General features: G+C 46.8%; 13 protein-coding genes. 7 read left to right on the top strand and 6 right to left on the bottom strand.

All coding sequences use genetic code 11. The features are described from left to right. Window positions 1–8: 8 nt before the first annotated feature. Window positions 9–332, top strand: a complete 324-nt coding sequence (locus tag G4D73_RS12360) for a proton-translocating transhydrogenase family protein (RefSeq protein WP_004281642.1) — start codon at window positions 9–11, stop codon at window positions 330–332. Between the two features lie 3 nt (window positions 333–335). Then, window positions 336–1,781: an NAD(P)(+) transhydrogenase (Re/Si-specific) subunit beta gene (locus G4D73_RS12365; protein ID WP_004281643.1), complete on the top strand. Its 1,446-nt coding sequence runs from the start codon at window positions 336–338 to the stop codon at window positions 1,779–1,781. A gap of 348 nt (window positions 1,782–2,129) precedes the next feature. On the opposite strand, the gene rsfS is transcribed toward G4D73_RS12365, so the two are convergent. The 5 genes from rsfS to G4D73_RS12390 all read right to left on the bottom strand — a co-directional run bounded on the left by rsfS (window position 2,130) and on the right by G4D73_RS12390 (window position 8,055). Beyond that, complete coding sequence (rsfS, locus tag G4D73_RS12370) at window positions 2,130–2,537, bottom strand: ribosome silencing factor (RefSeq protein WP_213686875.1); 408 nt, start codon at window positions 2,535–2,537, stop codon at window positions 2,130–2,132. Window positions 2,538–2,618: 81 nt separating this feature from the next. After that, window positions 2,619–3,407 (bottom strand): hydroxypyruvate isomerase family protein, encoded by a 789-nt coding sequence (locus G4D73_RS12375; RefSeq protein ID WP_005101810.1) that lies wholly within the window; start codon window positions 3,405–3,407, stop codon window positions 2,619–2,621. Window positions 3,408–3,446: 39 nt separating this feature from the next. Further along, entirely contained in the window at window positions 3,447–4,316 is an 870-nt protein-coding gene (locus tag G4D73_RS12380) for an NAD(P)-dependent oxidoreductase (protein ID WP_213686876.1), read from the bottom strand. 36 nt (window positions 4,317–4,352) lie between these two features. Beyond that, window positions 4,353–5,141: a crotonase/enoyl-CoA hydratase family protein gene (locus tag G4D73_RS12385; protein WP_213686877.1), complete on the bottom strand. Its 789-nt coding sequence runs from the start codon at window positions 5,139–5,141 to the stop codon at window positions 4,353–4,355. 106 nt (window positions 5,142–5,247) lie between these two features. Next, window positions 5,248–8,055 (bottom strand): ATP-binding protein, encoded by a 2,808-nt coding sequence (locus tag G4D73_RS12390; protein ID WP_213686878.1) that lies wholly within the window; start codon window positions 8,053–8,055, stop codon window positions 5,248–5,250. 362 nt (window positions 8,056–8,417) lie between these two features. Here G4D73_RS12390 and cysM point away from each other — a divergent pair, with 362 nt between their 5' ends. From cysM to G4D73_RS12415, 5 genes are all read left to right on the top strand, one after another. Then, the gene (cysM, locus tag G4D73_RS12395; protein WP_213686879.1) at window positions 8,418–9,347 is read left to right on the top strand and encodes a cysteine synthase CysM; all 930 of its coding nucleotides are present in this window, start codon (window positions 8,418–8,420) and stop codon (window positions 9,345–9,347) included. A gap of 18 nt (window positions 9,348–9,365) precedes the next feature. Then, window positions 9,366–10,184: a 3'-5' exonuclease gene (locus G4D73_RS12400; RefSeq protein ID WP_005248065.1), complete on the top strand. Its 819-nt coding sequence runs from the start codon at window positions 9,366–9,368 to the stop codon at window positions 10,182–10,184. A 6-nt stretch (window positions 10,185–10,190) separates the two neighbouring features. Then, the gene (rlmD, locus tag G4D73_RS12405) at window positions 10,191–11,579 is read left to right on the top strand and encodes a 23S rRNA (uracil(1939)-C(5))-methyltransferase RlmD (RefSeq protein WP_213686880.1); all 1,389 of its coding nucleotides are present in this window, start codon (window positions 10,191–10,193) and stop codon (window positions 11,577–11,579) included. Between the two features lie 32 nt (window positions 11,580–11,611). Next, window positions 11,612–13,921, top strand: a complete 2,310-nt coding sequence (locus tag G4D73_RS12410; protein ID WP_005106083.1) for a RelA/SpoT family protein — start codon at window positions 11,612–11,614, stop codon at window positions 13,919–13,921. Between the two features lie 100 nt (window positions 13,922–14,021). Beyond that, window positions 14,022–14,705, top strand: coding sequence for a hypothetical protein (locus tag G4D73_RS12415; protein WP_213686881.1), 684 nt, complete (start codon window positions 14,022–14,024; stop codon window positions 14,703–14,705). 24 nt (window positions 14,706–14,729) lie between these two features. On the opposite strand, the gene secF is transcribed toward G4D73_RS12415, so the two are convergent. Continuing rightward, entirely contained in the window at window positions 14,730–15,704 is a 975-nt protein-coding gene (gene secF / locus G4D73_RS12420) for a protein translocase subunit SecF (protein WP_213687755.1), read from the bottom strand. Window positions 15,705–15,712 lie beyond the last annotated feature (8 nt).

Below are 15,712 nucleotides of genomic sequence, written 5' to 3' on the forward strand. Positions count from 1 at the left end.
GAAGACTCATGGTTGAAACAATTACGATTTTTGTCCTTGCCATTTTCGTAGGTTACTACGTGGTGTGGGGTGTAACACCAGCATTGCATACGCCGTTGATGGCGGTCACCAATGCCTTGTCATCGATCATTATTGTCGGTGCAATGATTCAGACTGTTGGCCTGCCGGTGATTGGCGTTGAAGGTAGCGTGGATTTCCAGACCATTAACGTGGTGAGCGTACTTGGCGCGATTGCAGTATTCCTGGCGAGCATTAATATTTTCGGTGGCTTTGCCGTGACTGCTCGTATGCTGGAAATGTTTAAACCTAAGCAAAAGAAAAAAGAGGGTTAATCCATGGAAATGATTCGAGAGTATGCGGATTGGTTCTACCTGATTGGTGCCGTTCTTTTTATCCTGACGCTACGTGGTTTATCAGGTCCTAAAACTGCGATTGCCGGTAACCGTTACGGAATGATCGCGATGGCTATTGCGGTCGTAACCACCTTCTTTGTAGCTGAGAATCCAGTCGTCTGGATGATCATTGGCGCAATGGTGCTGGGTGCAATCGTGGGTATTGCCCGTGCACGTACAGTTCCAATGACCCAGATGCCTGAAACTGTAGCGTTGATGCACTCACTGGTGGGTCTGGCTGCGGTACTGATTGCTGTCGCTGCCATTATTCACAACAACAAACTGATCGAACTTGGTCCAGACCTGTTGGCTGCCAATGGTGTGAATTTCCATGAAATGAGCCGTGTTCATTTATTTGAACTGTTTGTGGGCTGTTTCGTGGGTGCGATTACCTTTACAGCATCAGTCTTTGCTTATGGCAAACTGGCCGCGAAGAAATGGGCAAAAACCATTTCAGGTGCATGGGTGAAACCGGTTCAGGCGATTATCTTTATTGCAATGTTAGGTTTTGGTATTCACTTCTTCCTGACGGGTAATATGACTTCGTTCTGGGCAATGACAGGTCTTGCACTGGCATTCGGCTGGGTATGGATTGCACCAGTCGGTGGCGGTGATATGCCAGTGGTGGTATCGCTACTCAACTCATTCTCGGGTTGGGCAGCAGCGGGGATTGGTTTTACCTTAGAAAACAACATGTTGATCGTTGCAGGCTCACTGGTGGGTTCTTCAGGTGCGATTCTGTCTTACATCATGTGTAAAGCGATGAACCGTTCTATCATCAACGTTTTGTTTGGCGGTGCGATGGGCGGTGCAGCTGCGCCGACAGCAGGAGCAGGTGAACAGGTTCAACGTAATCACCGTTCTGGCTCGGCAGATGATGCAGGCTTCCTGATGTCAAATGCAGACAGCGTGGTGATTGTACCGGGTTATGGTATGGCGCAAGGCCGTGCACAAAATGCGGTAAAAGAATTGGCTAACTTGCTAAAAGAGCAGGGCGTAACGGTTCGTTTTGCGATTCACCCTGTAGCAGGTCGTATGCCAGGTCATATGAACGTACTACTTGCTGAAGCGGACGTACCGTATGAAGACATTCTGGAAATGGATGAGATCAACTCGGACTTCCCGGCAACAGATGTGGTGCTGGTCATTGGTGCGAACGACGTTGTGAACCCTGCGGCGAAAGATGATCCAACCTCGCCAATTTATGGTATGCCGATTCTGGAAGCGCATAAGGCACGTACGATTATGGTGATTAAGCGTTCTATGGCAACCGGTTATGCAGGTCTCGACAATGACTTGTTCTATAATGACAAGACCATGATGATCTTCGGTGATGCCAAGAAAGTGGTGGAAGATATGACCAAAGCCATTAATGGTACGGGTCACTAATCATTTAAATCATTAGAATCCCCCTAAGTCCCCCTTTAATAAAGGGGGATTTTTTGCTAAAGGCTCCCTCCTTTGAAAAAGAAGGGTCGGGGAGGATTAAACAAAAACCGCCCTGGGTGGTTTTTATGCTGCAATATTTTATATCGTGTTATAAGGATTGTTGCGCAGTCATCGGGTTTCTATGTTTATGATGAATTGAGCTTAAAACAGCAGTTAAATCGGTGCATAAGAGCAGGTAAAAATTAAAGAAAAATAGCTATAGGTTCAGTGGTATTAAGGCTTATAAAGTCCGATGCGCAGGCAATAAAAAAGCGACCTACACAGGTCGCTTTTTTGAATATTCGGTTTTTACGCTACAGAATCTGTATCTGCAGGATTGCGCCATAAGCTTTCTAGGTCATAGAATTTACGCGCTGTTGGAAGCATACAATGAACCACAACATAACCGAGGTCGATGAGGATCCATTCAGCATCACGTTCGCCTTCAATACCAAGAGGGCGAAAGCCAGCTTTACGTGCTTCTTCAGCAACGTTATTGGCCAATGATTTGATATGACGAGTCGATGTACCGCTTGCAATCACCATAGCATCAGCAACATTACTGATACCACTAACATCAAGCTCAACAATTTCTTTTGCTTTTACATCTTCAAGTGCAGCATGTACGATTTTTAAGCAGTCCTGTACAGCTTGAGAATTTGAATTCATAGTAAGATCGTGAGAATTAGAAGCGCTGGGCGATGGTTCTAAATTCATGGGGTGTGTAATTTCCTAACAATTATGCATGGTCTAATATAGCGGTTTTAGTCCTGAATTTCAAATGAAGCCGCAGTCCACTCAGTCATGCTCCGGAAAGAACTCGGCTTTCCAGTCAAAGGAATCGTTGGAATGTCCGCTAGGTTTATACTCGGCAGCGACATAACCTTGATATTGACTATGTTTTAACCACTGAAATATATCATGATATTGAATTGAACCCGTATTGGGTTGATGCCGTCCCGGACAATCCGCAAATTGGATATGACCAATCGAGGCAATATTTTCTTGCAAAGTTTCTAAGACATCTTCGCCCATCATTGCCATGTGGTAACAGTCGTACTGCATTTTTAAGGCCGGATGATGTACCGCTTCCAGCATTTCCTGGGCTTGGGCAACATTTTGAATCAAAAAACGTGGCATATCGGTGCCATTGATCATTTCGAAGACCGGTTCAATTTGATGCTCAAGCAGCATTGAACAGGCCATTTTTAGGTTACTCGCCAGCGTATTCAGGCAGGGTAAAAGATCACAATCCCTAGGCTGTTTTCCTGCCAGAATGTTCACCCGAGGTACATTCAATGCGGTAGCATACTGGATAGCCTGCTCAACCGCATGACGAAACTCGATTTCCTGTCCTGGAATGCCAGCCAGACCATGACCGCCCTGCATTAAATCACCTGCCGGCACATTAATCAGGCACAAGTTTAGCTGATGGGTGCTGAGCTGGTTTTGAATCTGGCCAATCGTAAGTTCATAAGGAAACTGGATTTCCACATGATTAAAGCCCTGTGCACGAGCCAGCGCGAAACGTTCGATCAGCGGCACTTCGGTAAAAATCATCGACAGGTTGACGGCAAGTTTAATCATGTCTTTCTCTTCAAGATTCAAGGCCGCATCAATCAAGCGTTATGAATGTTTTAGTTGCTGGATTACAGTAGCCAGATCTGCTTCGGCAAAGCCTTGGGCTTGATGAGCATGTAACTGCGTTAAAGCTTGAGTCGCCACCGGAACATCCAGGTCAAAGCTTTGTGCCAGTTGCACGGCATTATTCAGATCCTTGGATAAGGTCTGTACTTTCCATTGCACCGGTTCAAAAGTTTGCGTGGCCATACGCGGTGCCAGAATCTGAAAAGGCTTGGAGTCGGCAAAACCACCCGCCAGCGCAGGCGCCAGTAAACGTGTATCCACCCCGGCAAGTTCAGCAAGGGCGACCGCTTCTGCGATCAAGGTGCTATTGGCAGCCACAATCAGCTGATTACAGATTTTAGTCGCCTGACCGGTACCCGTATCACCCATGCGGGTCACGCGTTGTGAAAGTACTGCATAGATCGGATTAAGATTTTCAATAGTCGCGGCATTACCACCGGCAAAAATCACCAGACTGCCTTGTTCAGCTCCGGCGGTACCGCCTGAAACTGGAGAGTCAATCCAGATTACTTTCTTGGCCTGTGCTTGCGCGGCAAGTGCTTGAGTTTGCTGTACCGAAAGACTGGAAAAATCCACAATCACTTGCTCCGTAAGCAAATACGGTTCGATCTGAGCAAAAACAGATTGCACTGCCTGATCATCTGCCAGACAGGTGAGTATCACCGGGTAATCTGTAATCTTATCCAAAGATAGCGTAGTTGCACCTAGATCCAGCAAGGGCTCACAGGCAGATGGTGTGCGGTTCCAGACTGCCACCTGAAAACCTGCCTGAAGCAGACGTGTGGTCATACGAGTGCCCATCAGCCCCATACCTAAAAAGGCAATTTTAGTATCGCGATTCAACAGCATGCTTTGGTTTATTCCTTTCCTTGATTCAGACTCGACTTATTTGTATTGGCGTGGTACAAACTGAACCTCTGGGTTCTTGTCTTTTTTACGGGCCAATTGACTGTTTTTACCCAGTAATAATTTCAGCTGCCAGATTTTTTCCATACGCAGGGATTTATTCGGACGATGCTGCATGGCATCCAGTACAAATTTAGAGGCCATCAGCGCATCTGGAGAACGTTGCAGCATTTCCTCAGCCAAGGCTTGTGCTCTTCCTAGTGGCTGTTCATCGACATGGGTGACCAGACCGATTTCTTTGGCATATTCACCATCAAAAATCCGGGCAGTCAAGGTCAGCTCTTTGGCCTGATCAATCCCAATCAGGCCTTTCAGCGAACGACTGAGTCCCATATCAGGCACCAGTCCCCAACGGGTTTCCATAATCGACATTTTGGTCTCAGGATGGGCAATGCGGATATCTGCGGCCAGAGCAAGCTGCATGCCGGCACCAAAACAGAAGCCTTCCATCGCTGCAATCACCGGGACTGGCAATTCCTGCCAGACCAGAAATGCTTTTTGAAATAAGCTTTGACCCGGACGGATCAGTTCCCATGCGGCATAAGCACGATTTTTAGGATTATTTAAATCTGCCAGATCAATACCGGCACTAAAGACCTGGGCTTCTCCCGTTAAAATCACACATCGGATGCTTTTATCTTTTTTGATTTTTTGTGCAGTCGCGACCAGTTCGCGCAGCAGGGCAAAGCTCATGGCATTGCGTTTATCCGGACGATTCAGTGTAACAGTGGCAATGCCGTTATTTTTTTCCAAGCGCACGAGTGACATGGCATTCTTCCTTATTTTTCCTGGCTTGAGCATAGCATGCAGCCTTTAGGCTTGCATGACAGCTCAGTCACACTTCTTAAGTCATGGACTGAGCCACTTCAGAGGTTTAATTCAAATGTTGCTTCAAAATTTGCTGGGCAGCCTGTTCAACCTGTTCAACCACGGCTTTGAGTTCATCAAAATATTTCAGCACGTCCTGAACAAAGTTTTCATCGGCCTTACGGCGTTCTTTGCGCAGGGTTGAAACGAACTGTTCAAAGCCACCGGTGACTTTCTGTAAAGTCGGTGCACCGACATAGCGGGTCGCGCCGTATAAACGATGCAGCACATGTTCCAGTTGTGGGAAATCTTCCAGTTCAATCAGTTGCTGCATTTCATCGAGTTCATCCGCAAAGCTGTCCACCAGCATGCGTAACAGATCTACCGCCAGATCTTCCTTATTGGCTGCCAGTTGCAGGCTTTGCTGCCAGTCCAGAATATTTGGATCCAGAGCATCAATCACATTGGCACGTTCCAGTACCGGAATCCGTTTAAAATGCTCGGTGGTCCAGTGCGTCAAAATTTGGATAATCTGCTCGATCTGGATCGGCTTGGTGACATAATCATCCATGCCGTTTTGCAGCAGTTTATGTTTTTCATCAGAAAGTGCATGCGCCGTCAGTGCAATAATCGGCAGGCGGCTATGATTTTCAAAAGTTGATTCCAGCGAGCGAATAGCACGGGTGGTATCGATCCCCGACATGACTGGCATCTGAATGTCCATAAACACCAGATCAAATGCTGGCTGTTCCTGTTCATAACGGCGCTGAATAATATCGATCGCTTCCTGCCCGCTGAGGGCTTTGGTCGTGGTGACATTGAGTTCACCCAGCAAGGCTTCCAGAACAATCAGGTTAGGTAAGTGATCATCCACGGCCAGAATATGCAGGCCTTGACCATTAAATTCTTCATGCTGTTCCTGGTCGAAGACCGGCTGATTGCCGAGTAACTGAATCAGCGCGCTGCGGCTGAGTGGCTGATGCAGGGCACGGGCACGATGGTCATTGAGCATGCTTGGATCCAGTTGCATCTGATAACCATAGACAGCCAGATGACCCTGATAACGTGAACGGATTTCGCGTAACAAGACTTCACTGTCACCACTATGATCGACGATCAGCCAGGTATTTTCGCTATTCTGTAAATGATTCAGACGGCTAAACAGATCCAGAATTGATGCACATTCAATATGTTTAACCTGATAATTTTCCAGATAATGCCGCAGCACATTCGCAGTTGCCGGGTGTGCAAGATAAGACACCACGGTCAATTCGCTAAAATCTGGATGCTCAATCACGGTATCTTCATCGACCAGGAACTGGGCAGTAAACCAGAAAGTAGAGCCTTTTTCGGTTGGAGCACGTTCCTGATTGTCTTCAAAACCAATCTGGCCATGCATCAGGCTGACCAGCTGTTTGGAAATTGCCAGACCAAGACCGGTACCGCCAAACTGACGGGTCACCGAGGTATCACCCTGCGAGAAGGACTCAAACAGCTTTTTACGGTCGGTACCACTCAGGCCAATGCCGCTATCCTGTACACTAAAATGCAGCACACACTGATCCATTCCATCATGTTCCATGCGTGCCCGGACAATGATTTCTCCATCCGGAGTGAATTTGATCGCATTGGAAATCAGGTTGGTCAGAATCTGTTTAAATCGTAGCGCATCACCAATAATGTGTTTTGGCACACCATCTGCATAATAGAAGGCCATATCAATATGTTTTTGTGCTGCCAGAGGTGACAACATGTCCATCACATCAAAAATCGCTTCTTCCAGATCAAAAGGTGCCGTTTCCAGTTCCAGTTTGCCGGCATCAATTTTGGAAAAATCCAGAACATCATTGATCAGTGCCAGCAAATGCGCCGAAGACTTACGAATGGTCTGCAAATACAGGCTCTGCTCGTTGCTGAGATTGCCCTGACGTAACAACAGATGAATAAAACCATCAATACTGTTCAGCGGGGTGCGCAATTCATGGGAAATATTGGCCAGAAACACCGACTTGGCCTGGTTGGCCGAGATCGCCTGGTCGCGTGCCTGACGATAGGTAATATTCTGGACTTCTAAAGTGTCGAGGGTGCGGCGTAAATCGTCTTCGGTCTGTTCGGTATGTTCACGCAGTTCCAGAAAGCTGAAATGCAAACGTTTCACCACATTGGCGATATCACGTTGCAATAAACGCAGCTCGCCGGTGCTGTTAATCACCATATGCTGGCCGAGGGTATCGGCATTCAGGCGTTGCAATTGCATGCGAATCTCATACATTGGGGCGATCCAGCGCCGTGAGTAGAAATTCAAGCAAAGTAATAACAATAATAAGGTCAGTAATCCGGTCGCAATCAGTACGATCAGTACTCGGTAACGGGCAATTGCTAGCGGCTGGTTATCCAGTTCGATCGCCAGCCAGCCGGTAGAAAAAGTGTTTTCATTCACTTTAATGGCATAGATATGATTATCTTGATGCAGAATCGGACCAACAAAATTGCCGCTTTTCTCAAATTCTGGCCAAGGCGCCTGTTCCTGAAAACCGATGCCCAAACGGCTCTTGCCATTTTCGTCCAGAACCGCTGCCCGAACCAGATGCTTTTCATTCAGCATGTTCTGCATGGCGTTGTGAGCCTGGTCATATTGCCATGGATACAGGTTCAAGATATCCAGTGCATATTCTGAGGTGCCTTGAAAACGGGTGAGAATCGCAATGGCCATCTGCTTCTGCTGGGCACGTGCGGCATTCGAGGTCTCAGTCAACACCAGCATGGCACCGACACAGGCCAAAATGGTAATCGGCACAAAAATCAGCGCAATCAGCTGTCCATAGGCATGATTTAAGTGTAGGCGTTTAAACAGCTTTTTGTTGATCGTTGACATGATTTAAGCAGTATTTTCTTTATGCCTGGCATATTAGCATGCTTTAAATCGACAGTTAAAATTTAAGCATAATTTTTATAAAGCTTCGGATTAGCAGTTAAAAATACAAGAGATTTCAGTTAATTTTGCTCAGGTACAGCAAGACTAAGACGCACGAAATTTCAATCTGTAAAAGTGCCAGACTGAAATAGTATTTTCATCTTCATTAGCGAGCTGCTTCACCTGGCTAAATTATCGGGAAATGTAGTTTATGGCTTGATAGTGTGTGAGTTTTAGTGAGTTTTCTGAAAAAGCCTTGCTAAATGGGTGCAGGGAAAAGCATTTTTTCATACAATAGCCGCACCTCGATATAGGTGCAAATAATGAGTAATACCATCCCTGATTTTCAAGCAGATGAATTTTTGTTAGACCATTATGTAGGCAAAACGCCGCTGGTGCGTTTACAGCGTCTGGCAAGTCACACTCAAGCTACAGTACTCGCGAAACTCGAAGGCAATAACCCAGCAGGTTCGGTCAAAGACCGTCCGGCCTATAATATGATCATGCAGGCCGAGAAGCGTGGGCAGATCAAACCGGGTGACACCTTGATTGAGGCAACGAGCGGAAATACTGGGATTGCATTGGCGATGGTCGCAGCAATGCGTGGCTATAAAATGAAGCTGATCATGCCGAACAATATGAGTCAGGAACGTAAGGACGCGATGCGTGCGTATGGTGCCGAGCTAATTGAAGTAACCAAAGAGCAGGGCATGGAAGGTGCACGTGATCTTGCTGCTCAAATACAGAATGATGGTGTGGGTCTGGTGCTGAATCAGTTCGGAAATCCGGACAATGTCGAAGCGCATTACCTGACCACGGGTCCAGAAATCTGGCAACAAACCGGTGGTAAAATTACCCATTTTGTCAGCTCAATGGGGACCACCGGCACCATCATGGGTGTGTCGAAATACCTGAAAGAAATGAATCCTGATATTCAGATCGTCGGTTTACAGCCATCTGATGGTTCAAGCATTGCCGGAATCCGTCGCTGGCCAGAAGAATATCTGCCAACCATTTTCGACCGCAGCCGAGTCGATCGCATTATTGATATTCCACAAATCGAAGCTGAAAAAACCATGCGCAAGCTGGCACAGAAAGAAGGCATCAGTGCCGGAACCTCTTCTGGTGGGGCAGTGTGGGCCTCGATTAAACTGGCGGAAGAACATCCGGATGCATTGATTGTGTGTATTATCTGTGACCGTGGTGACCGTTACTTGTCTACAGGGTTATTCTCTGTACAAGATCCTGAATAATTATTTGAGCACTGTTTTATGCGCCTGCCTGTTTTAACTTTCGATATTGAAACCCAAACCGATCTCAAATCAGGCGCGCATCTGTTTGGTCTGGACCTGCCCGAAGCAGATCTGGATCAGGCCCTGACCAAATTACGCCGTCAGGATTCAGGCTCTGATTTTCAGCGTTTACCGCTGCATGAAATTGTCTGTATTTCCGGTTTATGGATGGATGAACAGGGTATGAAGCTGTTTTCCTTTAGTCGAGAACAGCATTCTGAAGCAGAAATTTTGAAAAAATTCTTGTCCATTTTTGACAAGCGACATCCGACTCTAGTGAGTTGGAATGGCTCACAGTTTGATTTACCAGTAATTTTATACCGCGCCATGTATCATGGACTCTCTGCACCGAGTCTGTTCGATCAGGGCGAAATTGATACGCAAAAGCGTTATAATAACTACCAGAATCGTTACCATCATCGTCATGTTGACCTGATGGATGTGATGGCCATGTTTCATGCCCGTCATTTCCAGAAGCTGGATGATGTTGCACATTTGCTGGGTTATCCAGGCAAGCGCGGTGACGGAGCCTATCGGGTTCCGGAATATGTCCGCAATCAGCAATGGACCGAACTGACGTCTTATTGTGAAGGTGATGTCCTGAATACCTGGCTGGTGTATATCCGCTGGTTGCTGTTAAAAGGCCAGCTGTTACTGCCGGATTATCAGCATCTGCTGCAAAGCACGATTCAATATTTGCAGACTCAACCGCAGCATGCGGACTTTTTATCAGTTTGGCGTGAGACTTCGCAACGAACTGAATTTACCCAATTTGATTTTCCCATCTCCATACCCTAGGTTTTCATGAAACATCGAGCACAAGCACGTCCTATCCAGCAACCCGAGTACATTTTTCAGGTTGAGTCACTATCGCATGAGGGACGTGGCATCGCTCATTATGGTTCACATCCGGATCATCCGCAGCATAAACATGGCAAGAAAGTCTTTATCCGTTATGCCTTGCCGGGTGAAACCGTGCGTGCCCGCATTACCCGCGAAGTCAAAAAACTTGAAGAAGCCGACAGTCTTGAATTGTTGAGCGACGCTTCCGAGATTCGCTTGAAGCCGGTGTGTCCGCATTTTGGGATCTGTGGTGGCTGTAATATGCAGCATATTGCTGCGGATGCGCAGATTGAACTGAAACAGAATGTGCTGAAATCGCATCTTCAGCATTTTGCTGGAATCCAGCCTGATCAATGGCTACAGCCTTTACGTTCACAACGTGAAGATTATCGCCGTAAAGCCCGGATTGGGGTGCGTTATCTACCTTCCAAGGATCAGCTGGTGGTGGGTTTTCGTGAGAATCAGTCCAACAAACTGACACCGATTGATCGCTGTATGATCTTGGATCGCGAGTTTGGCTCGGTTACACGTCTTAAACAATTGCTGCAAGGTCTGAATGGTAAGGCCGACATCGGTCATATAGAATTGGCCATGGGGGATCAGGACATTGCGCTGCTGGTGCGTGAAACTGCAAAATTATCTGCCGATGATGTCAACCAATTGCGCGAATTTACGTTACAGAAAGGCTGGCAACTGTATCTGCAGCCTGCCGGCAAAGAAACGCTTTCGCGAATAGATGATACAGAAGCATCTGCACGCTTACACTATGGTCTTGATGACTTTGATGTGAAATTCGGCTTTAATCCTCTGGACTTTACTCAGGTAAATTCAAGCATCAATCCGCAAATGGTACGATTGGCATGTGATTTGCTACAACTGCAGCAGGGTGAACGGGTTCTGGATCTCTTTTGTGGATTAGGAAACTTTTCCTTACCTCTTGCGCGCTGTGTTGGTGCGTCGGGTCAGGTGATTGCGGTCGAGGGAAGTGATGAAATGGTTCGACGTGGTGCGGAAAATGCCAAAAACAATGGTATTGCACAAATATCGTTCTATTCACAAGATTTAACCAAAGATTTCTCGCACCACACTTGGGCAAATCAAGGTTTTGATGCATTATTAATCGACCCGCCACGTGCCGGGGCAGAAGAAGTGATGCATTATATCCCTCAGTTTGGAGCTAAAAGAATCGTTTATGTGTCATGTAATCCTGCGACACTCGCCAGAGATGCAGGACTCTTGGTACAACAGGGCTATCGTCTCACCCAAGCGGGTGTGATGGATATGTTTACACATACTGGACATGTTGAATCAATCGCATTGTTCGAAAAAGAAAATCAAATAAACGATTAAAGAAATGATGTTTTTAAAAGTAGGAGACGGGTATGGTCACAGTACGTGAGCAACTCCCTGGACGACTCAATGAGTTGTCACAGGAGACGACTGTAGAACATGCCGAACAAGCACACCAGGATCTGACTGAATGGTTGGATCGGGTTCGTGGCATATTAGATGGCGCACCTTTAACGCAGCTCGAAGAAGTCGCCCACTTAACATTAGAAAGAGAGCTGCAAAGTACGGTTCAGCACCGCTCCAATACCTTTTATACTGGTATTGAGATGGCGGATATTCTGGCGCATCTGCATGTCGATGAAGATACTTTGTCCGCAGCCATGTTGTATCGTGCTGTTCGTGAAGGCGTCATGCCACTCAGTGAAGTATTGGAACAGTTCGGCGAACAGGTGCATAGCCTGGTCAAAGGTACGCTTGCCATGGGTAAGCTGTCTGAGCTGATCGAAAAAAATAAACGCCTGGAAGATCATTTCAATAATAACCAGCGTGAACATCTGTCTGGCATTTACAAAATGCTGATCTCGGTCACCGAAGATGTACGTGTTGTTCTTGTCAAGCTTGCCGAACGTACCTATGCCTTGCGTGAACTGGCCAATTCCTCGCGTGAGCGTCAGGAACGGGTGGCCCGAGAAATTCTGACCATTTACTCGCCACTGGCACACCGCTTGGGTATTGCCCAGTTGAAATGGGAGCTGGAAGATCTGGCTTTCCGTTATCTTGCGCCGGAACGTTATAAAGAAATTGCTTCCTTACTGAATGAAAAGCGTCTGGAGCGTGAACAGTATATTCAGTTTGTGATTGATAAATTACGCAATGAATTGGCCGAGCATGGTATCGAAGCTGAAATTAATGGCCGGGTGAAACACATTTATTCGATTTATCGAAAAATGAAAAGCAAGAACCTGAGCTTTGACCAGCTCTATGATATTCGTGCTTTACGGGTACTGGTGAAAAGTGTGCCGGAGTGTTATCACACTTTAGGTATTGTGCATCAGATCTGGCGCCATATTCCGCATCAGTTTGATGACTATATTACCAATCCGAAAGCCAATGGTTATCGTTCTTTACATACTGCGGTGATTGCCGAGAATAAGTCACTTGAAGTGCAGATTCGTACTCATGCAATGCATGACGAAGCTGAACTTGGGGTGTGTTCACACTTTAATTATAAAGAAGGCGCGAAAACCACAGATCGCTCCTTTAACCATCGTCTGCATTCCTTACGTGCGGTACTTGAGCATTATCAAGAACGTAATGAAAGCAGTGCACATAAAGAATCTGAAGATGAAATAGAGAATTTTGAGCATATTCAAGATTTTGAAGGCTTCGAAAAGATCTATGTGTTTAGTCGTGATGGCGATATCAAAGAGCTGCCGCGTGATTCGACCGTACTCGACTTTGCTTATCATGTGCATACCGAGGTCGGGAACAAGTGCTATGCCGCACGGGTGAATCAGCGCTATGTGCCGCTGACCTACACTCTGAAAACTGGTGAGCAGGTCGAGATTTTGACCAAAAAAGACCGGGAACCGAATCGGGACTGGCTGGTTAATTCGCTGGGTTATATCAAAACTGCCCGTGCGCGGGACAAGCTGCGCCACTGGTTCCGCCAGCAGGATCGCAGCAAGAATCTGGAAGTTGGCCGTGAAGTACTGAACAAGGAACTATCACGTCTGGCAATTCACCCGAAATCGATTGATCTGAGTGATTATTGCAACCACTTCAATGTCAAAACCGGTGATGACATTCTGGTGAATCTGGTCAATGGCGATATCAGCTTGCATGCTCTGATTAATCAGGTGAACCGCCATATGCATCTGGATCAGGACGAACCTGAACTGGTGCTAAAACCTGCCCTGAACCCGCGTGCCAGTCATACGCTGTCAGCGCACGGGATTCTGATCGACGGTCTGGATAACGTGGAATTGCATGTCGCGCAATGTTGCCAACCGGTGCATGGTGAGTCAATTGCAGGTTATATCACTCTGAATCGGGGGGTGAGCATTCATAAGGTCGCTTGTCCGGACTATGTGCGTATGATTTCTCAAGAGCCTGAGCGTGCGGTAGAAGCCGATTGGGAAATGCAGCCGACTCGCGGTCAGAGCGTACAGATTGTGGTGGAAGCTTATGATCGACGCGGTTTGCTCAAAGATCTGACGCAAGTGATTTTCTCGGATCAGATCAATATCCGCCAGGTGAATACCATTTCGGAAGCGGATGGTATTGCCAATATGAAGCTGTTGATTGAAGTCAAAGGTTTGGCACAACTTTCCAAGCTATTGGCCCGTCTAGAACAGCAGCCGGGAATTATCAGCGCGCGCCGTCTGGTACAGGGCACTTAATTCCCGTTATGTAAGTTTAAAAAGCCTGCAATTTAATTGCGGGCTTTTTTATTGTAAGGTATTTGAATCACATGCATAAAAAATAGACCAGAAAACCAAGATGAGCGCGACCGAAATATTTGAACGTAGACGAAATAATCTGGCCAAGGTGATTGATCTGCTGATCGAGACGCAGCAATTTAAAACCGGCAAAGAGATCTGTGAGCATTTCGGCTTGTCTGCATCGTATATCGCTCAATTGCTGAATAGCAAACGCCAGATCGGCGAGAAAGCAGCAAGGGAGCTGGAACAACAACTGGGTCTAGATGTGCTCATTCTAGATCAGTCGACTGAACCAAAAGTTGAATTATCTCCAATTCCAGCGCAAGGTGTACTGTTGCAAATGCAGGTGGTGCAACAGCAGGCATTCGCACTTATCTCCTTGGATTCAGCGCTCTCATTCAATCAGGATATTTTTCATCTGCAAGCACAGCATTATGCGATTTGGGTAGCAGGGCCGTATTATTTTCCCAGCTTAAAACCGGGCTGGTGGCTGGTTTGTGACAAACAGGCCGAGTTATCCACTGCAGGCATACTCTGTGTGTATCTGCTCAATGGCTTGCAGCTCATTTTGCAACTGGTCAGTGAAACTCAGGATCATTATAAATTTCAAAGTCTGGATGAAAGCAGAAAGGTGGTTTTCCAGAAAACTGATATTGAGAAAATCCATCCAGTCATTGCGATTATTCCCGCTGCCACATATTCAAACGGCAGAAATAATTCAGCCCATCATAAGACGGGCTGAACGATGAACATGAAACAGAACAGATTATGGAATCTGGTTCTCGTCTTCAAATTCTGGTTTCACCTGAACAATAAAGTCCTGACGGTTTAGACCACGCCACAAGGCAAAGGCCGTACCGATATAGATGGACGAATAGGTCCCGACAAAGACACCAACAAACATCGCGATCGAGAACCATTTCAGACCATCGCCGCCCATCAGCATCATGGCAAGCACCACCAGCAATAAGGTCATAGAGGTATGAATGGTACGACGCAGCGTTTCAGTCAGGGCAATGTTGATAATCTCGACCGGTTCTGCACCACGAATCTTACGGAAGTTCTCACGGATACGGTCAGAGACCACGATATTATCGTTCAGTGAGAAACCGATGATTGCAAGGAGTGCTGCAAGTACAGTGAGGTCAAATGGCCACTGCATCATCGCAAAGATCCCCAGGGTAACGACGATATCATGGAACAGTGACAATACTGCACCCATAGCCAGCTTGACCTCAAAGCGGATGGTGACATAGACCAGCATCAGCATGAGCGCAAGTGCCACAGCACCACCAGAACGGACATAGAGTTCATTACCGACCTGGCCACCGACCACATCAACTTTCGGTACTTCTGCCGCATTATTTGGCAGTTGAACCGCTGCTGTAACAGCTTTGGTCAGGTCTTCAGCTTCGATATCTTCCTGAACTGGCATACGCACCATCAGGTCACGTTCAGAACCTAAAGTCTGTACCACAGCATCATTAAAGCCTGCCTGGTTCAATGCCTTGGAGACATCTTCAGGTTTGACCGGATTGGTATAGTTTAATTCGGCTGCCACACCACCGGTAAAGTCCAAACCGAGGTTCAGGCCTTTGGTGGCAATAAAGAAGATACTCGCAACGGTTAAGAGAATTGAAAACAATGCCGCAGGCATCGCAATCTTCATAAACGGAATAATGCGTTCGTCTTCCGGGCGACCGTACTGTTTTTGATTCAGTTGAGTATTTTCAGTCATCAGTGATCTCC

This window comes from Acinetobacter sp. WY4 (genome assembly GCF_018438165.1).
In the GTDB taxonomy this organism is placed as follows: domain Bacteria; phylum Pseudomonadota; class Gammaproteobacteria; order Pseudomonadales; family Moraxellaceae; genus Acinetobacter.